General features: G+C 44.2%; 19 protein-coding genes. 7 read left to right on the plus strand and 12 right to left on the minus strand.

The window, feature by feature from the left end; all coding sequences use genetic code 11:
- Positions 1-373 precede the first annotated feature (373 nt).
- The 3 genes from GLO7428_RS19545 to ligA all read right to left on the minus strand — a co-directional run bounded on the left by GLO7428_RS19545 (position 374) and on the right by ligA (position 5,958).
- A complete protein-coding gene (locus tag GLO7428_RS19545) occupies positions 374-1,597 on the minus strand; it encodes a glycosyltransferase family 4 protein (RefSeq protein ID WP_015190308.1) in 1,224 nt (407 codons plus the stop codon).
- Complete coding sequence (locus tag GLO7428_RS27445) at positions 1,597-3,630, minus strand: glycosyltransferase family 9 protein (protein ID WP_015190309.1); 2,034 nt, start codon at positions 3,628-3,630, stop codon at positions 1,597-1,599. The genes GLO7428_RS19545 and GLO7428_RS27445 overlap by 1 nt, the downstream gene beginning before the upstream one ends.
- A 291-nt stretch (positions 3,631-3,921) precedes the next feature.
- On the minus strand, positions 3,922-5,958 hold the full coding sequence (ligA, locus tag GLO7428_RS19560; RefSeq protein WP_015190310.1) for an NAD-dependent DNA ligase LigA: 2,037 nt from the start codon (positions 5,956-5,958) through the stop codon (positions 3,922-3,924).
- 250 nt (positions 5,959-6,208) lie between these two features.
- Here ligA and GLO7428_RS19565 point away from each other — a divergent pair, with 250 nt between their 5' ends.
- Entirely contained in the window at positions 6,209-6,505 is a 297-nt protein-coding gene (locus tag GLO7428_RS19565) for a hypothetical protein (protein WP_015190311.1), read from the plus strand.
- Positions 6,506-6,510: 5 nt separating this feature from the next.
- Here the strand turns inward: GLO7428_RS19565 and GLO7428_RS19570 are convergent, their stop codons facing one another.
- The 6 genes from GLO7428_RS19570 to GLO7428_RS19595 all read right to left on the minus strand — a co-directional run bounded on the left by GLO7428_RS19570 (position 6,511) and on the right by GLO7428_RS19595 (position 13,659).
- Positions 6,511-7,554 (minus strand): iron ABC transporter permease, encoded by a 1,044-nt coding sequence (locus GLO7428_RS19570; protein ID WP_015190312.1) that lies wholly within the window; start codon positions 7,552-7,554, stop codon positions 6,511-6,513.
- Positions 7,551-8,639, minus strand: a complete 1,089-nt coding sequence (locus GLO7428_RS19575) for an iron ABC transporter permease (RefSeq protein ID WP_015190313.1) — start codon at positions 8,637-8,639, stop codon at positions 7,551-7,553. Before GLO7428_RS19575 ends, GLO7428_RS19570 begins: the two co-directional genes overlap by 4 nt.
- Positions 8,640-8,839: 200 nt before the next feature.
- Positions 8,840-9,235: a hypothetical protein gene (locus GLO7428_RS27450; protein ID WP_015190314.1), complete on the minus strand. Its 396-nt coding sequence runs from the start codon at positions 9,233-9,235 to the stop codon at positions 8,840-8,842.
- Positions 9,236-9,517: 282 nt separating this feature from the next.
- Positions 9,518-10,630 (minus strand): dTDP-glucose 4,6-dehydratase, encoded by a 1,113-nt coding sequence (rfbB, locus tag GLO7428_RS19585; RefSeq protein WP_041919365.1) that lies wholly within the window; start codon positions 10,628-10,630, stop codon positions 9,518-9,520.
- Between the two features lie 382 nt (positions 10,631-11,012).
- The gene (locus GLO7428_RS19590; RefSeq protein ID WP_015190316.1) at positions 11,013-12,563 is read right to left on the minus strand and encodes a hypothetical protein; all 1,551 of its coding nucleotides are present in this window, start codon (positions 12,561-12,563) and stop codon (positions 11,013-11,015) included.
- Positions 12,564-12,924: 361 nt separating this feature from the next.
- A complete protein-coding gene (locus GLO7428_RS19595; RefSeq protein ID WP_015190317.1) occupies positions 12,925-13,659 on the minus strand; it encodes a precorrin-2 C(20)-methyltransferase in 735 nt (244 codons plus the stop codon).
- A 66-nt stretch (positions 13,660-13,725) separates the two neighbouring features.
- Here GLO7428_RS19595 and GLO7428_RS19600 point away from each other — a divergent pair, with 66 nt between their 5' ends.
- Both GLO7428_RS19600 and GLO7428_RS19605 read left to right on the plus strand, forming a co-directional pair.
- Positions 13,726-14,421 (plus strand): triacylglycerol lipase, encoded by a 696-nt coding sequence (locus GLO7428_RS19600; RefSeq protein ID WP_015190318.1) that lies wholly within the window; start codon positions 13,726-13,728, stop codon positions 14,419-14,421.
- Between the two features lie 104 nt (positions 14,422-14,525).
- Positions 14,526-15,200 (plus strand): cytochrome b N-terminal domain-containing protein, encoded by a 675-nt coding sequence (locus GLO7428_RS19605; protein ID WP_015190319.1) that lies wholly within the window; start codon positions 14,526-14,528, stop codon positions 15,198-15,200.
- A gap of 163 nt (positions 15,201-15,363) precedes the next feature.
- Here the strand turns inward: GLO7428_RS19605 and GLO7428_RS19610 are convergent, their stop codons facing one another.
- Positions 15,364-17,253 carry a sodium:proton antiporter gene (locus GLO7428_RS19610; RefSeq protein ID WP_015190320.1) on the minus strand — a complete coding sequence of 630 codons (1,890 nt, stop codon included), beginning with the start codon at positions 17,251-17,253 and terminating at the stop codon, positions 15,364-15,366.
- A gap of 573 nt (positions 17,254-17,826) precedes the next feature.
- Here GLO7428_RS19610 and GLO7428_RS19615 point away from each other — a divergent pair.
- The 3 genes from GLO7428_RS19615 to ada are packed head-to-tail and all read left to right on the plus strand — an operon-like array spanning position 17,827 to position 20,183.
- Positions 17,827-18,639: a DMT family transporter gene (locus GLO7428_RS19615; RefSeq protein ID WP_255348397.1), complete on the plus strand. Its 813-nt coding sequence runs from the start codon at positions 17,827-17,829 to the stop codon at positions 18,637-18,639.
- Entirely contained in the window at positions 18,636-19,124 is a 489-nt protein-coding gene (locus tag GLO7428_RS19620) for an N-acetyltransferase (RefSeq protein ID WP_015190321.1), read from the plus strand. Before GLO7428_RS19615 ends, GLO7428_RS19620 begins: the two co-directional genes overlap by 4 nt.
- Positions 19,125-19,130: 6 nt before the next feature.
- Positions 19,131-20,183, plus strand: a complete 1,053-nt coding sequence (gene ada / locus GLO7428_RS19625) for a bifunctional DNA-binding transcriptional regulator/O6-methylguanine-DNA methyltransferase Ada (protein WP_015190322.1) — start codon at positions 19,131-19,133, stop codon at positions 20,181-20,183.
- 106 nt (positions 20,184-20,289) lie between these two features.
- Here the strand turns inward: ada and GLO7428_RS19630 are convergent, their stop codons facing one another.
- Entirely contained in the window at positions 20,290-20,667 is a 378-nt protein-coding gene (locus GLO7428_RS19630) for a helix-turn-helix domain-containing protein (protein WP_196797400.1), read from the minus strand.
- A 176-nt stretch (positions 20,668-20,843) separates the two neighbouring features.
- Here GLO7428_RS19630 and GLO7428_RS19635 point away from each other — a divergent pair, with 176 nt between their 5' ends.
- Positions 20,844-21,875: a zinc-dependent alcohol dehydrogenase family protein gene (locus tag GLO7428_RS19635; protein WP_015190324.1), complete on the plus strand. Its 1,032-nt coding sequence runs from the start codon at positions 20,844-20,846 to the stop codon at positions 21,873-21,875.
- A gap of 207 nt (positions 21,876-22,082) precedes the next feature.
- Here GLO7428_RS19635 and GLO7428_RS28005 read toward each other — a convergent pair whose 3' ends face one another.
- Positions 22,083-22,283 carry a hypothetical protein gene (locus GLO7428_RS28005; RefSeq protein ID WP_155823807.1) on the minus strand — a complete coding sequence of 67 codons (201 nt, stop codon included), beginning with the start codon at positions 22,281-22,283 and terminating at the stop codon, positions 22,083-22,085.
- Between the last annotated feature and the right edge of the window lie 26 nt (positions 22,284-22,309).

The raw sequence follows: 22,309 nt of genomic DNA on the forward strand, positions 1-22,309 counted from the left end.
ACAGTTAACGCATTTAATATGCTTCAATTAACAAACGTTCAATAGAAAAACTTTCCTGAAAATCGCAACTATCAAAAGGTTTATAAATTCCTTTTACTTCCTCTGATATATCGATTATTCTTACCGACTTCTGCGGTGTATAAAATACTATAGCAAGACGTATTAAGATAAGGACATTTATAATCCTAAGTTGCGGGTTCCCCGCTTTGAGGGGAGTTTTCAAGACAAGGCTTTCAAAAAAGCTAATTGCTAACTGCTATATAATGATTGTAAGATTATTTTTGCTGCAAACCTTGCCAAAATGCAGAAGAACTGGCAGGCATCAATTAATTGAGATGGCAATAGCAGCGTGTTAAGAGGAGCTTATTGTAGGTTAGCGCTTACTTTGTAATTCTTGATAAATATCGAGGTGTTTTTTAGCAATAAATGACCAACAGAAGCGATGGGTAAAAATGCGACCTGTTATGCTGAGGCGATCGCGCAATTGCGGGTTATAAACGAGTTTAAGTAAAGCTTCTGTTAATGCCTCCACATCGCGCGTGGGTATAACTTCTAGCATCGCATCTGATAAATCAGGATCGGGAGGAGTCGAACGAGTCGCAATCACAGGTAAACCATGCGCTAACATTGCCAGTAACGAGCCGCTTTTGAGCGTTACACCATGATTAAAAGGTAAAACGCCAATATCCGCACCCGATAGGTAATAAGACGCTAATTTCGCCTCGACGTATCCTGTCATCGCCACTTGGCTAGTGATATCAAGTTCGGCAATGAGTCCTTGCAACTTATCCCAATACTGCTTTGCTTGTGCTTGTGGCAATGCGAGGCTTTCTACACCGCCGATTAATATCAGCCTAACTTGTGAATTTGGCACTGCGATTTTTGCAAATGCTGACAACAAATATTCAATACCTTTGACGGGATGCAGAAACCCAAAAAAGGCAATCACTAAGGTATCTGACGACCAATTGTATTGCTGACGCAGTTGCTGTTTTGCTTGCTGACGGTCAATCGGGGCAACTTCAATATTCGCGGCGATCGCAATTCGATGTAAACGGTTAGCATAATGCGGTAAGCGTTGAAGAATCACCTTTTCTGCTTCAGCATTAGTTGTAATAATTGCATCGCTACCAGTTAATAAAAAACCATCTTCGCGGTCCCACCATCGATGCTTTTGTCCCCACATTTTTAACCATTCGATCATTTGGGGAGGAATGATTGGTGGTTGCCATTCCCACCAGCCATACTCATGTACCGTCGTTACAATCGGTTTTTGGTAGCCGCATATTCGCAACAAAAGTGGCAAAAGAAAAATAGCGCGTTCAAAGCTGTAAGTTCCGGCGGCGTGTTGAATGTGCAAAAGGTCTGTTGGTGTGGTGATGATAGCTTGTACTAGCGGAAATAATTGCGTCCATCCCCAGTCTTTAACAACTCCTCTGACATCAGTTTCAGGCGCTGCCTGTGCCGCCGCCTCGGTAGTGAGAACAATCGAATCAACGCCGTACTGAGCAAGTTCGCGGCGCAAACACGTACTATAATGGGCGATACCGCAGCGATCGCTTTGATAAGAACCAGTAATCAGCGTAATCTTAGTCATCAACTCAATAATTCTAATCCCGCAGTCACAATTTGGTCGGGTGGGATATCCAAACACTCTAATTCATACGGACAATTAAAGGTATAACAAGGATTACAGACTGTCGGACGACGCAAAATTTTTACCGATGTATAACGAGGTTGCCATTGACACTCGAGTTCGGTTCCAGCAAAGAGAATCACAATAGGAGTATTTGTCGCATCAGCGATATGCATTGCTGAAGTATTGTTAGTTAAAACGAGTCGAGCATGAGCGATCGCCGCAGCAAATTCGGTTAAACTTGTTGCACCGATTCTATTAATTGCCCAATCACCTAAAATATCAAGTAACGGACGAGCGCGATCGCTGTCTTTAGATGTACCTGTGACGACGACTGGTAATTGAGTTATTTCAGCCAGTTGACGCGCGGCGATCGCAAACCGTTGTGTATCGTAATTACGCGACTCGCAACTTGTCCAGGGGTTCAGCAGAATATAGGGATCGGGAAATGGTGCAGAATTGGGAATGTGTAAGCTAAGACGGCGATCGCTGACTTGAAACCCCACCGCTTCAATCAACCGCAAATTACGCTCGACTTGATGAATTTCATCGGGTGCCGAAGTAATAAAATCAGTAAGAATACCCAACCCTGATTCTTTCGACTCGCCTAAGCGTAAAGGAATACCTGCTAGATAACACGCTAGCGCCGCCGGATAAGGACTTTGGCTAAAACTGGTCAAAATAATTGCTGCATCAAACTGGCGCTGGCGCAATATCTCAATCATTTCCCACTCTCTAGCAGGATCGAAATCCAAGCGCCCCAAATCTTGCCAAACGACGCGCCAAGGTAAAACTTCATCTACCCATGGCAAAAGCGGTGCGGTGGACGCTGCGGCGGGACTTACCATTAAAGTCAACTTTGCTTGCGGGAGGTTTTCTTTAATCGTACGGAGGACAGGACTAGTCATAATCACATCCCCGATATTATCGAGACGCATCACCAAGATGTTGCGCAGATTTTGCCACTGGTTGGCACTTTCTCGATTTTCTGGTAGCCTCAACAGCGATCGCGGTTTCTGATGTAGTAACTTTGCGGCTGCACTCAAGACTTGTTGCGGCGTAATTTCTTGCGTACAGCTATCCCAATCAAAAGGACAAATTCCACTATACCAGCAGCTTTGTTCGGTGAAATTAGCAATATTTCGCTCACTGCAATCAGGATAACCTTGTAAATTGATATGTGGTATAGGTTGACCGTAGCGCCCGTGCCAAGATGGACCAAATAACGTTATCGTTGGTACATCAAGCGCCGCCGCAATCCGTGCAGGTCCTGTATCAACCGCGATCGCTAAATCTGCTTGGGCTAAACCTGCTGCCAATTCGCGCAAAGTTCCCCGCTGCCAAACACGGGCGCTTTCACCGATTTCTTGGGCAATCTCGCAGGCAAACTTATCCCCTCCTGCAACAACAATCGTCGCGTTATACTGCTGTTGCAAGGTTTGGGCAACTGTCACAAAATTGACTTTCGACCAGCGCTTAATTTGCATTCCCGCATCAGGAATGAGAAAAACAATCGGGCGGTATGCCGCGCCAAACGCTTGTTTAGCTTGCACTATTTCAGCTTCTAGCAGGCGAATCCAAGGTTTTGCTTTAGAAATCGCCTCCAGTGCGATTAAACCCTCGTGCTGGAGGATTTGCAAAAAGCGATCGCTTACCAATTGATTGTCAGGAGGATTGCGCCATAAATTCGTCACGATGCGTTGCGCGCCACTCTGACTCATTAAATCGGCAATACCATCATAGTTAGTATCAGAAACAACGATATCAAAATGCTGTTGCGCTAGAATCTGGGCGATCGCTTGACGCACTTCACCCTTTTGAGCATAAACAACCTCATAAATAAGAGGATCTGCTTGCAGTAGTTCGCCGTAAGGAGGAAAAGTCAGAACCGTAACCTGAGATTGAGGATAAGTCAAAGCCAGCGCTTTAATTGCAGGTAGCGCAATGATCAGATCCCCAATTCCTCCTAATAACTCCACAAATAAAATTTTCACAGCCTACTACGACTTCTTCAAGCTTGCCGAACTTTATATCCAACGCACCAAAACATCACATCTATCCTCAGAGCGATCATATCTACAGTTATGAGGTTTGAAATTTTTCTTTCACTTATGTTTCGCACAAATGAAATCAGAAATAGCTTAACTAACAGATATAACAAGCCTAAAATCTTTATCAAGATCTCTCACCATCTCTTTCCTCTGTGACCTTCGTGTCTCTGTGGTTCGTTAAAAAATACTGTTAACAAACAATTTTGTTTGATGTGTAAAAATTTCTTTTAATTTCTACCCATTTACATCCTTTAGCAACCCCAATAATTCCGCTTCAGACAAACAAGTAACCCCTAATTGTTGTGCCTTCTCCAACTTAGAACCAGCAGCTTCCCCAACAACAACATAATCCGTTTTTTTACTCACAGATTCTGTCACTTTACCACCAGCATTTTGAATTAAAGCTTTAGCCTCATCGCGTTTTAAAGTCGGCAATGTCCCTGTAATCACAAAAGTTTTACCACTAAGAGGACTCGCCTCAACAGCCGATGTTGTGCTTTCTTGAGCTAATTGTAAGCCAGCAGCTTGCAACCGTTCGATTAAAACTTGATTCGCCGGAATGCGGAACCACTGATGCACCGATTGCGCAATTTCAGCACCAATACCATATACTGCGGCGATATCTTCAGGAGTTGCAGCAGCTAACTTTTCTACAGTTGGAAAATGCTGCGTTAAAGTCTGCGCATTCACACTACCCACATGACGAATACCGAGTCCGTATAATACCCTTGACCAAGGTTGCGATTTCGAGTGCGCGATCGCAACCACTAATTTTTCCGCCGATTTTTTCCCCATACGTTCAAGCGATTCTAACTGCGTCGCGGTTAAATCATACAAATCAGCAACCGAATGCACCAATTCACGATGTACGAGTTGTTGCACCAGCTTTTCTCCCATACCGTTAATATCCAGCGCATCGCGGCTGACCCAGTGTTCAATCGCCCCTTTGAGAATCGCAGGACACGAAGCATTCACACACCGCGTGACCGCTTCACCTTCAGGACGAATCACAGGTTGATTGCATACCGGACAAGAAGTCGGCATCTGAAAAGGTACAGTATTATCAGGACGTAGTTCTTTTAAAACGCGCACTACTTCAGGAATAATTTCACCAGCCTTACGCACAATCACCGTATCGCCAACGCGAATATCGAGTTGCGCGACGCGATCGCTATTATGTAACGTCGCCCGTGATACAGTCGTTCCCGCTAATTCCACAGGACGCATTTCAGCAAGTGGCGTTAATGCGCCAGTTCGCCCGACATTGACAGCAATATTTTCGACGCGCGTCGGGGCTTCTTCCGCTGGATACTTAAGCGCGATCGCCCAACGCGGAAATTTTTGTGTAAAGCCCAATTGTTCTTGCAGCGCAAACGAGTTGATTTTGACGACGACACCATCGGTCATGTATGTTAAATTTAACCGTTCGGTATCCCAATACTTGTAATAAGCGGCAACTTCTTGAATTGAAGGACACAGTTCGCGATTAGGATTTACCCGAAAACCCATATCCTGCAATAATTCCAAAGCTTCCCATTGCGTGCGCGCAATACTGGCATCATCCATTCCTGGAATATGCAACGTGTAAGCAAAAAAATCAAGTCTTCGCTGCGCCACAACTCGTGAATCGAGTTGGCGTAAAGTTCCGGCGGCTGCGTTACGCGGATTGGCAAATAATTGTTCTCCTGCATTGCGCCGTTCCTGATTAATTTGTTGAAATACCTCTAATGGTAAAAAAGCCTCGCCGCGCACTTCCACACGGCTGGGGGGATTGTCTAAATTCAACCGTAAGGGAATCGCGCGAATTGTCCGCACGTTTTGCGTAATGTCTTCTCCTACAATTCCATCACCTCGCGTCGCCCCGCGTACAAGAATGCCATTTTCATAAGTTAAAGCTAAAGCGGAACCATCGATCTTCAGTTCGCACACGTACTCTGCGGATTCTACCTTAAGCGCGTGACGCTTCCAGCGTTCTTGCCAAGCCTTTAGTTCATCGATATTAAACGCATTTTCTAGACTATAGAGCGGTACATTATGGCGTACTGAGGAAAATTGAGTTGCAGGTTTTTCCCCGACGCGCTGTGTTGGGCTATCTGGTGTAATGAACTGCGGATACTGAGATTCTAGCTGTTGTAATTCGCGGTAAAGCTGGTCATAAACGGCATCCTCCACGATCGGATCGTCTAACACGTAGTAGGCGTAGCTTGCTTTTTGTAGCAATTGCCGTAGTTCTACAATGCGTTGTTTAATTTCTGATGCCGGTGGTTGCATAGAACTTTTCCCTTACCGATTGAAATCTCAAGTTTTAGTTTAGCTTCCACGTTTTGAGAATCTGATTGCCCTTCCGCTTCGCAAGCTACTACTATAATTGATGATGAAAGTTATACTGCGAAACTCCTAGCAATATTTCCATACGCAGTATCATTTAATTGTTGATAATTATTGCTCTACGACTCCTCACACACCTTTTAACAAAAAATCAAGTATCCTGCTAGATAGCAAAAATGGACAGGTGTGAATCATGAAGGTTTGGCTAGCTTGCTTTGTACTTTTATTTGCTCTCGCTGAGCTTTTTCAATGGATGAAGCAGTTTTCGCTACCGTTACCAATCTACATTTTGGGTGGTGCGTTTTTAGCGATCGCATCTAACTACGACAAACTTGGCGGTTTACGTTGGCTATCGCACGATCGCGTATTCATCAATTCTGCAAGTCAACCTTCTATCACTCAATCAACTGCACAGCCGTTGCAATCGGTATCGTTTACTACAGCGCCTGCTGCTGAACAAATGCAACCGCGCGCAAAAGAGAGTAAATAGTATAATTACTTGCCACGCTGCTGCACCAACAAATAAACAAAGTAAGGCGCACCAATGACCGCAGTGACAATCCCACAGGGAATTTCAATCGGGGCAAATAGCGTACGTCCGATTAAATCTGCGACAACAACAAGCATCGCCCCCATCACGCCAGCAACGGGAAGTAGCCCGCCATGAGTCGCACCTACTAACTGACGTGCCATATGCGGAGCCATTAAACCCACAAAACCAATCGCGCCAGCGGTTGCTACCGCAGATCCAGCGAGTGCGGTACTGATAAGCAACAACCAGCCGCGTTGCCACTCAATGTGACAGCCTAATCCTGTCGCAATTTCGTCACCTAAAGCTAAAGCGTTGAGTTGGCGAGTTTTGACTAAAGCAAGCGGCAGAAATACAATAAGCCAGGGTAAAAAAGCAAAAACCTGCTCCCAACTGCGTCCGTAAACACTACCTGCTAACCAAACTAAAGCTTGACTGACGCTGTTAATCTCACCAAAAGTCGTAATTACACTTGTGCAAGCACCAATGACCGTCGCAATTCCGACACCGATTAAAATCAACCGCAACGGCGAACTGCCTCCTTCCCATGCTAAAAAGTAAATGAGCAACGAAACCGCCAAAGCACCGCCAAATGCAGAGATGGGCAAGAATCCTACAGGAACACTAGGAAATAATACAATCAAACTCACCGCCGCTAAACTCGCGCCAGCATTAACGCCAATGATCCCAGGATCGGCAAGTGGGTTACGCGTGATTCCTTGCATAATTGCACCAGAAATTGCTAAGGCTAGTCCTACTAAACTTGCAACTAAAGTCCTCGGTAATCGCAGCGTGTTGATGACAAATGCATAGTCAGAGTTTTCTTCTAGCCCTAACACAGTTTGAATAACTGCAAGGGGCGGGATCGGATATTCCCCGTACGCAACGCTAGCAATCATTGCGATTAGCGTCACAAGTAACAACAGTAACAATACAGTCAAAACGCGTTGCTTGACGCGCAGCGATAGCGGTAGCGATCGCGAACGAAATTGTAGTGTATTTTGCTTCATTTACTAACTTTCATCCGAGCAAGATAAACAAAGAAGGGCGCGCCTACTAATGCTGTAACAATTCCTACTGGCAATTCTTGGGGTCGAATGACGAGTCGCGCAACGACATCCGAAGCAAGCAGTAGGATTGCACCAAACACCGCACTATACGGCAAAATCCAACGATAATCTACCCCAATGAGTAAACGCACAATGTGGGGGACAACTAAGCCAACAAATCCAATCGGTCCTGCGGCGGCAACTGCACTTCCTGCTAATAACAATACTGCTACCGCCGCTGCAATTTTGACCCAAGCCGTCTTTTGTCCCAAACCTTTCGCCACATCTTCACCCAGGTTGAGAATATTGATTTGGCTTGCTAAGGCAAGGGCAAGTACCAGACCTATGACGATATAGGGTAGCACTTGCGCAATAATTGCATAATCGCGACCAGCAACCGAGCCTGCTAACCAAAACCGAATTTCATCAAGCGTGCGTTGGCTAATAATCAAAATGCCTGTTGTTAGCGCTGAGAGTAAAGCAGCAATCGCTGCGCCAGCAATCGTTAAATTCAGCGGCGTAAGTCCTCCACGCCCCAGCGAACCCAAAAGGTAAACACTAACCGCACTCGCACCCGCGCCGAGAAACGCACACCACACATAAAAACTCGGTTCAGAAGTTCCAAAAATAAAGATCGCCACCACAACGGCGATCGCTGCACCCGCATTAATTCCCAAAATTTCAGGATCTGCCAAAGGATTGCGGCTAATACCTTGCATAATCGCTCCAGCAATCGCCGTCGCCGCACCAACAAGAATTGCGAGTAGCGATCGCGGTACGCGCACTGTGCGAATAATCAGATGTTCGGTTGAACCATCAAAAACAGCGATCGCCTCATAAATTGTTCTGAGTGAAATGTCTGCTGCGCCTAAAGCAATACTGATAAACAGGCAAATCACCAATACTCCGATGCTCGCAATTAAACCTAGCACCGGCGATCTACTTTTCCAATTTGATACTTCTGTCATACCTTCGTTTTGCTGCAATATAGCTGCGGAGTAAATGCGATCGCGTCTTGCCATTTGCTCACTATTGGCAAGCATCATCGAATATTACACGCAACTTATTGGCAAATTCTATCAACAATTTGGTTAACTTTATCCTTATTGTCGCGGCAAAATCCTCAAAAGGTATTCGGGGCGATCGCTATTTGTCGCTTTTCCTACAAAGCAAACAAGCTCTCCTAAACATCATATGTTAGCAGTTCAGGAGAACCCAAATATGTAAGCTTTAAAGATCTATATTCCTAAATCAACCAAAACCCTTTTTTTTGCCAATATTGTTTTTCTAAAATATTGTCTAAGCATTGCTGCGAGATGACACATTTCTCAACTAATAATTTGCCTAAAGGTTTATTGTTGTATTGCTGCTCAAGTAAAAATTGCTCTAGTGCATTGGTTGAAATCAATTTTTCTTGAATGAGTAATTGACCAAGCTTAATCTGCTGCTCTGCTAAAACTCGATTAAGTGTCCCTTGAGACACTAATTGTTTTTCTACTAAGATTTGTCCAAGTTGTTTTTGACTGCGGTATTGCTCAGCTAAAATAAACTCAAGTTTGTCTTGAGTAATTAAGCCTTTACGTACTAGCATTTCACCGAGAGCAGCTTTTTCTACTTTTCTCTCAAAAGTTTTAGTAAACATTACTAATCCTTGAAGTAATTATGCTATTCAAGCGTTTTTTAATAAAAAATAGTTGCGTTTAAGTAATTCATATAAAATTGATCAACAAGTCAAGCTAACTTTAACTTCATCCTTAATAATTGGTAAAAACTAAAAGCAAGATACTTACACTTCTATGATTCCCTTTTTTGGGAAGTTTGTGGTGTAGAAAGTGTAAAGAAGAAAATAAGACTTTGTAAGCAAAGCCTTACTAACAGAAAGTTCTGATTTTCTATAAAAAGTGTTGATGAGCACATAAAGTTTTTAACTTTGACGCTGAGAAAGATAAACTTTATGGTAGTATTCTTGATACTGGTCAGACAGCAAGGGTTTCCACCAATCGCGGTGCGTGAGATACCATTCAACTGTACGACGCAATCCCTCAGCGACAGTTACTGCGGGTGTCCAGCTGAGTTGAGTTTTAATTTTAGTCGCATCAATCGCATAACGGCGATCGTGTCCTGGTCGATCCTGAACAAAAGTGATGAGTTCGCGTGCTGGACGTACGGGCAAATCAATTGCTAGTTCATCCATAATGTCACATAGCATTTGCACCAAGTCGATATTTTTAACCTCATTATTGCCACCAATGTTATACGCTTCTCCAGGTAAACCTTGATGAATGACAACGCCTAAAGCCGTACAATGATCGCCTACATACAGCCAATCACGGACATTTTGTCCATCACCATATACGGGTAGTTGTTTACCAAGCAAGCAATTGATGCACATTAAAGGAAGGAGCTTCTCAGGAAACTGATAGGGACCGTAATTATTCGAGCAATTTGTAATGATTGTTGGTAGGTGATAAGTATGATAGTAAGCACGTACTAAGTGATCGCTACCAGCTTTAGAAGCCGAATAAGGGCTATTGGGTGCATAAGGAGTCTTTTCGGTAAATGCAGGATCGTTGGGATTAAGACTACCGTAAACTTCATCGGTAGAAACGTGAAGAAAGCGATGATGATCTGGTTGTCCACAAGTACGCCAGTGTTGTAAAAATGCTTCTAGCAGCGTGAAAGTCCCAACAACATTAGTTTGGACAAACGCAGCGGGTCCCAAAATCGAACGGTCTACATGAGATTCAGCAGCAAAATGCACAACTGTATCAATCGCCTCAGTTTGTAAAAGTTGGTCTACAACTGTGCGATCGCAAATATCTCCTTGAACAAAGCGAAAATTTTCTTTCCCTTCCCAACTTGCTAAGTTACTACGATTTCCTGCATAAGTTAAGGCATCTAGAACAACTACGCGGTCTTGAGGATAAGTAGTACACCAATGATGTACAAAATTTGCGCCAATAAAACCTGCTCCGCCAGTGACTAATAACCGCCTCGGCTGCGGGGAATTTAATTGCTGATTGTCTGCGCTACTCACAAAATCTTCCCTTGCTCGATCGAAAATCCCAAATAGTATCACTCCTCGCGCAGCACTTGTAAAGCAGATTTCATTGCTAAAGCCATCAAACACTCAGCACAAGCTTACAGTCAAGAAGACTATACCAGCAACATTTTTCTGATTTCTGAGCAAAGTTTCCCAAGTTTGGGGAACCAGTGCGCCTTTAAGGGTATCCCCCGTTGTAGCAAGTGGCGTGGATTTAGGGGGCTGATCCGAGTGCGGTTATTTAACGATTCATACATTGATTAAGCAATGCCGAAAATCAAGTTCCGATTTATGCAAGTAGTATAAAGTTTCTGTGCTATCTCACAGAAATGAAATCAAAATTGATCCTGACTACACCAGGATCAATTAGCAGCTATTACGCATCCGATTGTTGCGGTTGTTCTGGCGTGTTTGGCGTTTCTGGAGGTTGAGCGCAATTGGCTGTATCGTACTGGTATTGCAAGTGGAACTGTTGATTTACTGAACTTTCACCCTTGGGAAACTCGTATGCTTGAACATATTCTTTAGCAGCCTGCTCAACACTCGCCGCCCCTTTGCGCGAAAGAAAATCAGGTCCAGAAACAATTCTACCAGCAGGATTGACAACGACTCCCAAAACCGCAACGCCTTCTAGTCCGCGATCGCAAGACTTAATCGTTTTATAGATAGGTGCTTTTGTCACCACATTCGAGTAGTTTTGCTGGATGGTACTTTGACGTTTCGCCCACGCTTGCAATTGCGCATCTCTGTCACTCGTTGCGGATGGATTAGAACCCGAACCACTAGCCGTATTTGGCTCGCTACGCAGTGCGGCGACAATTTGTTGTCGTCGTGTTTGTTCTGCGGTATTGTCTGGCTGAGCAGGAGTAGTCGAATTAGCAGCCGTATTTGGCTCGCTACGCAGTGCGGCGACAATTTGTTGTCGTGTCTGTTCTGCCGTGTGTGGCTCTACAGGTTGTGGGTTAGCAGCAGTTTGTGGTGCAGGATTCGCAGGAGAATTTGTAGCAGCGCGTTCCTCGCGAATTTTTTGCTGTAGTGCTAAGAGTTCCTGTTTGCCACGTTCTGGGAGTTTTTGAAGTCGAGGACCTGACTCAACAGGTTGCGTTGGGTTAGCTACGGCAACTTGTTGTTGTGGTTGACTTTGGGGTTGTTGCGGCTGAACCAAATTAGGAGGTGTCGGCAGCGTTTGTGCTACTTGACTTGGTGGTACTCCCTCAGGAGAAAATGGCTCCGCTGGATTCAAGCGCATGGCTGGTAGCCCTGCATTACTTGGCTGTCGCCATTGCGGTACAGGTGGTAATAATTCTCCTGAATTGTACGTACGGTTTTGACTTTGGTTTGGTGCTGCTGCTACGGGAGGTTGGATGCCGAGTGGCGGAGGTGGCGGTAGTGTATTCAGAATAGGCGGCGGAGGTGGGGCATTGATTATAGAACCTGTGGAGAACGCCTGCTGGCTGTTTCGGCTGGGATTGACCTTGGGTACTCCGCTTGTTGTGCGGTTACTGCGTTCTGGCGCTACAGGCAAAATAAACGTTTGATTAGGTCGTAACGCTTGTAAGGAGTTGCTACCTACTGGCGGTAGACCAATTGATGGCGGCAGCGTAATCGGGTCTGGTAATGGTGGCAGCGCCCCTACAGGAAATGGTGGCGGCGGGGGTAACGGCGGTAAGGGACTCTGCTGCGTGGCAAATGGTGGCAATGCTGCGGGTACTGAGGACGCTCCTGGCAGGCGGCTTTGTTCTTCAGGAGTTAGCTCTACGATTCCCACAGTTCGCTGCTGAATATTTGCGGCTAATTGCGAATCGTATGGTAAAAATGGCAAAACGATCAACAGCAATCCGTGAATGCCTAAGGATGCTACGGCAGCCATGCCATTGGTCGAGCGAAAGCTTTCTGGTAAAGTTCTCATCAGGGAGGCGTAGGACATGATAGCTAAAGGTACACTCGTCTCCGGATTACAAGCTAATGACTGCGAGTAACGCGATACTCGTCGAGGTGTAACATACGACTTCTGTCGAAAGAAGTATGTCTATGGATCTTGATATTAACCTTTCTACTCTTAACACTAGAACAGCAAAGTTACCAGTTTTTGATTGAGAAAATGAGTATTCATTGTTAACTGTGTACAGACAAATATTCAAATTGCTAAGCCACTAGGGAAAAAACGTGCGATTGAAACTAAGATGAATGCATATGACACTGTGTATATTTCTACACAAATCTTAATAAAATTGTGCGCTAAAAATCTATCCATAAGTCATTTTTCTCTGACCTCCGATTCCTGACCTCTACTTTTGTTCTACGACGTTGCGCGATCGCCGAAGTTGCACGATGAGCAGCGAAAAATACGCTAACTTTAGTGTCGGATGCGATCGCAAGTCGGTATAAATTTTTTGCTGTGGTAAAGTTGCGTATTCGACAACCGCGCTATTTTCTAATAGATGACGCTGCTGCAATACTGCCCAAACCTTCTCATAAACAGAACTGACTTTCATCAAGACAACAACATCTGCCCAATCTAGTACTGTTTCTAATTCCTTTACCGTGTAAAGTGCTGGTAAGACAGCCAGTCGCTCTTGTCGCAAAGTCAATGGTAATCCCAAGGCTGCTGTAGCTGCCATCGGCGAACAAACTCCAGGGATAACTTTAAAAATTGCGGTCGGTTGTAGTACTTGTAGTGTTTGCGCTAAGTATGTAAACGTGCTGTAAAAACTAACATCACCTTCACACGCGAAAGCTACATCTTTACCCTGATTGAGATATTGCCAAACTTGTTGGGCTGCGGTTTCCCATGCTGCGGTTAGTACCGCCATGTCTTGTACGTACGGAAAAGTTAGCGCTAATTGTACTTGTTGCGGACTCAACCATTGTGAAATAATTTGTTGTGCTAACCCTTGTTTCCCCTGAACTCCTGCGGGAAATGCTACAACTGGGGCTTGTTGCAAACAACGCCAACCTTTCAAGGTAATCAATTCAGGATCGCCTGGTCCTACACTAATGCCGTAAAGAGTGCCGATTGTCATTGAGGGGTCAGGGATCAGGGAATTGATATGAGTATACTGAAATTTGTGTGCTAGTCTTTAGTCTTAATGCTGCCGATTGTTATTTTACCTGGATATCTTGAAGGTGCGATCGCTTACCGCGAACTCGAACAAGCTTTACAGCAACAAGGATTTCCTACGGTTACTGTACCGCTGCGGCGTCGTGATTGGTTAGTGACTTTGGGTGGCAGACCAGTGACACCGATCTTGCAGCAGCTTGATCGCACTGTCAAGCAAGTCTTACAGCAATACAACGCTTCAAGAATTAATTTGATTGGACACTCGGCTGGCGGGTGGATTTCACGCATCTACTTGGGAGATAAGCCTTATATTGGTCGCGCCCAAATCGAGTTAACAACGCCTTGGCAAGCACACCAATATGTTGCGACATTAATAACTTTAGGCACTCCGCATACAAGTTTAGAACGCTGGACGCGCTGGAGTCTCGATTTTGTCAATCACAACTATCCTGGGGCTTTTTACCCACACGTTCGTTATGTCTGTGTTGCAGGGAAAACTATCTTTGGGCAACGACGACGCGGTAGTTGGTTAGCTTACAGTAGTTATCAATTAACTTGCGGTCAAGGCAATTGTTGGGGCGACGGTATCACGCCGATCGTCGCTGCGCATCTCGATGGTGCAGAAAACTTAATCATTGAAGGTGTCAATCACTCACCGCGATCGCCTGGTTTGTGGTACGGTTCGCCCTCTATACTACCGTTTTGGGTGACGTACTTAGCATAAGCACAATTAATCAAAATCTGCTTTGCAAAAGAGCTTCTTTATTAAAAATCGCGTTAAGATCTTAATAAAAGTACACACTTTGTAAGCGCAGGGAAATATTAGTTATGAAATCGTATGAATTCGTCCTGCGGAGACTCGCGACAATTCTATCGGTAGCAATTATTTCATTAAGCGTCATGGCAGCAGTGACAGGAATTTTGCTGTCTTTCTACTACGAACCCGTCGCCGGTAGAGCCTATCAGTCATTAAACTGGATTGACACTGAAATTCCAAATGGCTTGTTAATTCATAGTATTCATGACATTGCGGGTAATGCCTTAATCGTCACCGCCTTAATTCAGATTGTTGTTATGTTTTTAGGCAGACAGTTTCGTTCGAGTTGGCTGACTGCTTGGATTAGTGGTATTTTGCTAACTCTAACTGGAATTGGTTTAAGTTGGACAGCAATTATCCTCGACTGGAGTCAAGTTGGCTACTGGCGTTTTCGCATCGAGTTAAGCACGATTGAAGCAATTCCGTTAATTGGTGGTACGTTACGCAATATTCTGACAGGTGGCGGAGCCGTCAATACAACAACAGTTGCGCACCTTTACACAATACACAGCTATCTTCTCTCTGTAGGTGCGATCGCGCTTGCTATCGTTCACTTGTGGGGTTTACTACAGCAAGAAAAAGAAATGAAAGGCGCTGTGGCAGAAACTTCACTGATGACAAGCGAAGTAAAAACAGAAGAAACCAAACGGTTACACTCACAAAAAACCACATTTTCGCAAATTTGATCGTGATATCATCTCCAGCTAAATAACCAGAATATCGGCATCGTTTCGCTGTTAATGGTTAGTTAATAGTCACCCTTCACCTTTACTGACCATTTTTGTTATCACCAATCAACTGGATTTGATATGATTTAAAGCGATTAGTCAAAGGCTAGTCGCTTTTGTTTTACAGCGGTGGAATGGGGACTTCTTCAACTTTAGAAAGCTTTTCTACATTCAAACGCGTTGCATTGCGATCGCCCGACAAACGTTTTAAGAGATTTGGTCGGGGGTCGTGCAAGATGTAGATAATGCGATCGCTTGGTTGCCACTCTTCTGTCGCTGGTGCAATCAAAAACTGATCTTCGCGTTCGAGAAACAACGGAACAATCTCTTCAGTACGCATCAAAGCTTGTAAATGAGCTTGTTGAAAAGAAAACTCGCGCTCGGTTAAAGTTGTTGTGCCTAACTTAACTCTGCCATCTTTGAGGTATTCATTCCAAGTTTTCAGCGGCAAGTCGGCAATAAAAGCTTGCTGCACCTTTGCTTTACCCGTAGTATTATTCGCTTCAGGGGTGCGGGGAAAAACTGCCAAAACGCGTGGAGGGCTAAACTCTTCAGCAGCCCGCTGTGCTAGAACAAAATTAACTTCACCGTTATTCGTCATTGCCAAAAAAGTTCCTACCGAGTCAAGTTCGGCTTCTTCTAACACGCCTTTATCTAAAGCACTACGCACTATCACGCGAATATTTTCGGCTTCTGCTTGTTGCGCTGCCACAGGGTCAGTATCAATCATCACTACAGGCTCGCCACGTTCTTGAAACAAACGCGCAATTAAAACACTTAACGGGTTACAACCTACAATAACCGCTCCTGTTGCCTCTGTAGAAGTAATCTGTAACCAACTCGCAACCCAACCCGCAGTCAAGCCTTGACAAACGACAGTTAAAATAATTGTTAAGAAAACGAGTGCTTTAATCGAATCTCCACCATTGATACCGCGCTCAGTCAAGAAGATAGAAAATAAAGAAGCAACTGACGCCGAAACAATCCCTCGCGGTGCAATCCAACATAAAAAAAGCTTTTGTCGCCAATTGAGATCGCTATTCCACGTACATACCCCCACATTCAGTGGACGGATGACAAACATTAATGTCAGAACAGTGAATAAGCTGCCCCACCCCAAAGCTAAAATACTCGCTAGCGATAAATCTGCTGAGAGCAGAATGAACAGCACCGACACGCCTAAAATTGTGAGTTGTCCTTTAAATCGCCGTAATAACCTTTCTTCTGGCACAGATGAAGCGCGTAGCACAATACCTGCAACAACGGTTGCCATCAATCCTGATTCGCTACGAACCAGTTGGGCTAAGGCAAATAACGCCCACACTCCTGCTAAAACAACTAAATTTTTGAGTTCGTCGGATAAAAAATTGGCACGCTTGAACATTAAGCCGAATAACAAGCCACCGATCGCGCCAATACCTCCACCAATACCGAGACGGATAATTAAGCCACTGATTGCACGAATTGGATCGGTTTCGCCATTAAGAATCGTATCGAGAATCACAACCGCGAGGATCGCCCCTACAGGATCGATTAAAACCCCTTCTCCCTCCAACAATGTCGCCACTTGACGATCGACTTTGACAAGTTTGAGAAGAGGGCTAATAACTGTAGGTCCAGTAACAACCACCAAGGAAGCATAGAGAAAAGCAATTGTCCACGGGAATTCACTTAACCAATGCGCCGCCATTCCTGCGCCGATCAGCGTAATTGCAGTACCAATTGTTACCAAATTCCGTAAACTGCCAGAAACCTTGCCTAATTCGCGCAGTTCTAGGTTAAATCCACCCTCAAACAGAATAACAGCAGTTGCCAGCGCGACAATGACTTCTAAGCCAGAACCCAATGAATGGGGATGAAGTAGCCCGATGCCATCAGCACCCAACAAAATACCAAATAGCAGCAAAAACACGATACTTGGTACTTTGAGGTATTCTGCCACTACCTGAGCACCAATGCCAGCAGCGACAGCAATAACCATTTGCAAGGTAAGTTCAAACGATGCTTCCATAGGGGACTTGCAAAGTCTCTGTCATAACCTTTCGTTAAGGATAGTCGATATTCGCGCTGCTCGGTGTAACACTACACGATCCCTCTGTTGTGAAGTTTTGATTTATTACGGTTAATTGTATTTTAGAATACACATTCTCCCATATTGTTTAGAGAATAAAGCAAAATAAATTTTTTGTTGATTAAGTTAACTAATGGTTGTCCGCGTCGAAAAAGCGATCACGGAATTATAAAATACTCGTAATATTACGTATTTTTCAAAAGCAAAAAGTAGTTTTTTTACCCGAAACTACTTATAAATTTAATCGCAAGTATCGGATAGAGTTGAAGCGAAAAGAAAGCTTATGCTGTGGTCATACTGACAGCAAAGAAATAGATCTCCTGGATAAATCCTGCGAATAAGCCCTTTAAATCCACGCCAGTTCGACTTCAGTTTCCCGCAATTCTGGAGGCAAAAGAACATTCACAGAGGAAATCTAATGACTACAGTGACAAAACCAAATATGAATGCGAGAGAATGGCTGCTCCTCGTTTTACTTTCTATTTTATGGGGTAGTTCCTTTTTTTCATCAAAATTGTTCTTCAGGAGTTACAACCACTGTTGGTAGTTTTTACTCGTGTCAGCTTCGCGGCGATCGCATTAACGGCTTTTGTTTATATTAGTGGACAACGAATGCCAACTTCGCCGCAAATTTGGGGTGCATTTTTGGTGATGGGTGTTCTCAATAACCTGATTCCATTTAGTCTCATTGTCTGGGGACAGACCTATATCAACAGCAGTTTAGCAGCCATCCTCAATGCTACAACTCCAGTATTTACTGTAGTATTAGCGCATTTTATGCACGATCAACGTTTAACATTAAATCGCTGCGTGGGGGTTCTCCTTGGGCTGTGTGGTGCGATCGTGTTAATTGGTTCAGAAGTATTACGAGAGTTCAATCCCCAAAGTTTAGGACAAATTGCGATCCTTGGTGCTGCTATGTCCTATAGCCTTGCTGGAATTTATGGACGACGATTTAGAAACTTATCGCCTGTCGTCACCGCCGCCGGAATGCTGATTAGTACAACGATAATGATGTTACCATTGGCACTTCTTTGGGAGTGGTCTTTCAAACTTAGTATTGCTACTTGGAGTGCTTTGTTAGGATTAGCGTTACTGAGTACCGCGATCGCATATCTAATTTATTTTTATCTCTTAGCTGCTGTCGGTGCAACAAATCTTTTGCTCGTCACCTTCTTAATTCCCATAAGTGCGCTGTTACTTGGAGTATTTATCTTAAACGAACAGCTAACGTGGAATGCGATCGCAGGTATGGCATTGATTTTTGTCGGGCTTGTAGCAATTGATGGCAGACTCATAACAAAAATAAGCAAGAGTAAATCGTGAATCAGTTCAACGTCATTCAAGCCAATTCTACTCATATTGAAGTCATCGCACCTTTGTTTAATAGCTACCGTCAGTTCTATGGACAAACAGCCGACTTAATCCAGGTACGTGATTTTTTATACGACCGATTTATTAAAGAAGATTCTGTGATTCTCATCGCTGTTATTCAACACAACACGTTTGATTGTTTAGGTTTTACCCAACTGTATCCTTCGTTTTCATCTGTCGCGATGCAACGCATTTGGATACTCAACGATCTGTTTGTGCTACCAGAATTTAGAAATCAAGGCATAGGTACAGCACTACTATATGCGGCGAAAGGCTTTGCTATACACACCAAGGCAAAACGACTGACACTTGCAACCGCCATCGACAACTACGCAGCACAAAAATTATATGAAAAAGCAGGATACACAAAAGACGAGACATTTTATCACTATCAATTAGATGTCTCAATTTCAAGGAGTAATGAGTTTAATTCGTAGTCAATCATGATGAAATTAGCATTAGATTCTTTAGAAGAAATCTGGCAAGCAATTTTAAGTCGAGACTCGCAGTTTGATGGTAAAATTTTTTACGGCGTACACTCGACAAAAATTTATTGTCGCCCTAGCTGCCCTAGTCGTAAACCAAAGCGCAACCAAGTAACATTTTTTCAATCAGTGCAAGCCGCCGAAGCACAGGGGTTTCGTTCTTGTAAGCGATGTCAACCACAAAAAGTCCTCTCACCCAAGGTCGATACAGTTCTCGCAGCCTGTCGTTATATTGACGCACAAAGCGATCGCATCCCCACACTCGCAGAACTGAGTACTCAAGTCGCAATGAGTCCTACTCACTTTTCACGAGTATTTAAGCAAATTATTGGTGTCACTTTCTTTGAATACGCAAACGCCCAACGCATACAACGATTAAAACAACATCTCCATCAAGGTACAGAAATTACTGATGCACTTTACGCAGTCGGCTATGGTTCAAGTAGTCGCCTTTATGAAAAAGCACCCGAACAACTCGGAATGACTCCTGCTACATATAAGCGACACGGGAGAGGTGAAGAAATTCGCTATACAAGCGCAAACTCGCCGTTGGGTTATCTAACAATTGCAGCGACGACATGCGGAATATGCAGTGTAAAACTAGGAGACGATCTCACAAAACTAGAAAACGAACTTCATAATGAATTTCGCTACGCATCGCTCCATCGTGCTGATGATGAACTGCAAGAATGGATTCAGACTTTAATAGAATATCTCAGTGGTAAATTGCCTTTACCAGAACTTCCCTACGATGTTAAAGCTACGGCATTTCAACTGCAAGTTTGGCAGGCGCTGAAGCAAATTCCCCTCGGTACAACGGTGAGTTACAGTGATGTTGCTTGCGCAATTGGGCATCCTACCGCAGTTCGTGCTGTAGCGCGTGCTTGTGCTACAAACCCTGTTGCTCTCATTATTCCGTGTCATCGCGTATTACCTAAAACGGGTGGATTGGGAGGGTATCGCTGGGGCGTGTCTCGTAAACAAGCACTATTAGAAATGGAACAACAATAGACTTTCTGCATGAATCACAGGCTATCTAAGTAATGTACCTTCGTACACTCAAAACTTGCCTTTTATGCCGCGCTGTAGCATACCTCTCCAAGTTGTTGTATAACACCTATTTAGGTTCCCAGTAATCATTGAGGTCTGGATTGCTGTCGTAATGTTCCATTGCTGTTTTTACATCTGCAATGTGTTGATATGCCCACTCACCCAACACTGCTAATGGCTCAACTAGTGAAGTTCCTAGGGGAGTGAGTGAATATTCGACTCTTGGAGGAACACTTGGGTACACCTCCCTCTCAATTAACCCGTACCGCTCTAGATTCCGCAGGTTTTGAATCAGCATTTTAGGCGATACACCGACAACTTGTTGCTTGAGTTCGCTATACCGCTTTTTGCCTTGAGTGAGAGCATACATGATTAAAATCGTCCATTTATTGGCGATAAGTTCAAGAACTTGATGCCCAGCACAGCTTGTATCAAACAGATTCATCTTAGCAATCCGCTCAAGTGCTGGCTGAGGCAAGTAGGTTAGTTGAGAGCCATTGAAATCATGATGTAGAGCCATGTTCACTAAAAAGTAACTATTGCACTTTGCTGTAAATCCTTACAGGCAGCAGTACTGCGATCGTACTTTATGAATGTCAGTTTTTACAGGAGAGCAAAATCATGAAAGCTCTAGTAATTGAGCAATTTGGCAATCCCAGCGTGTTCAAGGAAATCGATTTAACGACTCCAGACGTTCTTCCCCAGCACGTCCTGATCCAAGTAGCGGCAACAAGCATCAATCCGGTTGACTATAAAATTCGACAAGGAGTTGTAGCAGATATTGCCCCTGGTTTCCCAGCCATTTTGCATGGAGATGTAGCAGGAACGATCGCAGCCGTCGGATCAGATGTCGATCAGTTTAACGTCGGAGATGAAGTGTACGCTTGTGCGGGTGGCGTAAAAAGAACGGGTGGTGCATTAGCTGAGTATATGCTGGCTGATGCTTGCCTGGTTGCTCATAAACCAAAGTCACTCACAATGGCAGAAGCAGCAGCACTTCCTCTAGTATCAATTACAGCCTGGGAAGGGCTGGTGGATCGCGCCAAAGTTCAGCCAGGACAAAAGGTTTTGGTGTATGGAGCAACTGGAGGAGTAGGACACATTGGAGTTCAACTAGCAAAGTGGGCAGGAGCAACCGTTTATGCGTTAGTTTCTAATGATCGCAAGGCAGCGATCGCCCACCGTTTAGGAGCAGACATCACCATCAACTACCGCCAACAACTTGTCGAGGAATTTGTTGCAGAATATACAGATGGACAGGGTTTTGATGTTGTGTTTGATACCGTTGGTAATGACAATCTTCAGAATGCTTTCAAAGCGGCAAAACTCAACGGAACCGTCGTGTCAATTGTTTCTCTATCTCAGCAAGACTTGACCTTACTCCATGCAAAAGGGCTAACTCTACATCTAGTTTTCATGTTAATTCCCATGCTGTTCGGTGTAGGTCGCGCTCATCATGGAGAGATTCTCTCGAAACTGGCTCAAATAGTAGATGAAGGTAAGATACGCCCTCTACTAGATTCTAAGACCTTCAGCATGGCTGACATTGCTTCTGCCCATCAATATGCTGAGTCAGGTCAAGCAGTTGGGAAGGTTGTGCTAACACAATCATTCAATTTTTCAGTAGCGCGTTCACATTACAAACTTTACTGACAGTGGTTGCCAAAATCCAAGCGAAGTCAGGTTCAGAAGCATTTTTGCATCAAGAATGATTGCAGTTGATGCAGCCGATGCTGTTAGAGGAGGGCTGTCTTAACTATTTTATGAGAAGTGAGCAAGCCGAGTTTTTTGGAATATATAGCATCCGAACACATTAGCGTTTTTCAAAAGAACACAGAAGGATTAATCGAAAATTGGGAATTACTCTTGATGGAACCTGAGAAATCTAAAAGTTAAAGCTTGCTCAGAAAGTGCGATCGCGCAACCAACAAGCGCAAAGCATCGTCTCACCGACAAATAAGTTTTCTGTACCGCCCTAACCAAGGACTGAGTAGCATAACGGTTCGCTTGAGCGGCGGCAGATAACCCTGAACTCTCACAGACAACCTTTGTTCCGTCCACACCAACGAAGTGTTAGGTGTACTTTC

Origin of the sequence: Gloeocapsa sp. PCC 7428 (assembly GCF_000317555.1) — a bacterium.
Taxonomy (GTDB): domain Bacteria; phylum Cyanobacteriota; class Cyanobacteriia; order Cyanobacteriales; family Chroococcidiopsidaceae; genus Chroogloeocystis.

Excerpts from the sequence above, each read along its gene's own strand:
- GLO7428_RS19545 (WP_015190308.1), bottom strand. The coding sequence starts at position 1,597 with ATGACTAAGATTACGCTGATTACTGGTTCTTATCAAAGCGATCGCTGC.
- ligA (WP_015190310.1), bottom strand. The coding sequence starts at position 5,958 with ATGCAACCACCGGCATCAGAAATTAAACAACGCATTGTAGAACTACGG.
- GLO7428_RS19565 (WP_015190311.1), top strand. The coding sequence starts at position 6,209 with ATGAAGGTTTGGCTAGCTTGCTTTGTACTTTTATTTGCTCTCGCTGAG.
- GLO7428_RS19570 (WP_015190312.1), bottom strand. The coding sequence starts at position 7,554 with ATGAAGCAAAATACACTACAATTTCGTTCGCGATCGCTACCGCTATCG.
- GLO7428_RS19575 (WP_015190313.1), bottom strand. The coding sequence starts at position 8,639 with ATGATGCTTGCCAATAGTGAGCAAATGGCAAGACGCGATCGCATTTAC.
- GLO7428_RS27450 (WP_015190314.1), bottom strand. The coding sequence starts at position 9,235 with ATGTTTACTAAAACTTTTGAGAGAAAAGTAGAAAAAGCTGCTCTCGGT.
- GLO7428_RS19590 (WP_015190316.1), bottom strand. The coding sequence starts at position 12,563 with ATGTCCTACGCCTCCCTGATGAGAACTTTACCAGAAAGCTTTCGCTCG.
- GLO7428_RS19595 (WP_015190317.1), bottom strand. The coding sequence starts at position 13,659 with ATGACAATCGGCACTCTTTACGGCATTAGTGTAGGACCAGGCGATCCT.
- GLO7428_RS19600 (WP_015190318.1), top strand. The coding sequence starts at position 13,726 with ATGCTGCCGATTGTTATTTTACCTGGATATCTTGAAGGTGCGATCGCT.
- GLO7428_RS19605 (WP_015190319.1), top strand. The coding sequence starts at position 14,526 with ATGAAATCGTATGAATTCGTCCTGCGGAGACTCGCGACAATTCTATCG.
- GLO7428_RS19610 (WP_015190320.1), bottom strand. The coding sequence starts at position 17,253 with ATGGAAGCATCGTTTGAACTTACCTTGCAAATGGTTATTGCTGTCGCT.
- ada (WP_015190322.1), top strand. The coding sequence starts at position 19,131 with ATGATGAAATTAGCATTAGATTCTTTAGAAGAAATCTGGCAAGCAATT.
- GLO7428_RS19630 (WP_196797400.1), bottom strand. The coding sequence starts at position 20,667 with ATGAATCTGTTTGATACAAGCTGTGCTGGGCATCAAGTTCTTGAACTT.
- GLO7428_RS19635 (WP_015190324.1), top strand. The coding sequence starts at position 20,844 with ATGAAAGCTCTAGTAATTGAGCAATTTGGCAATCCCAGCGTGTTCAAG.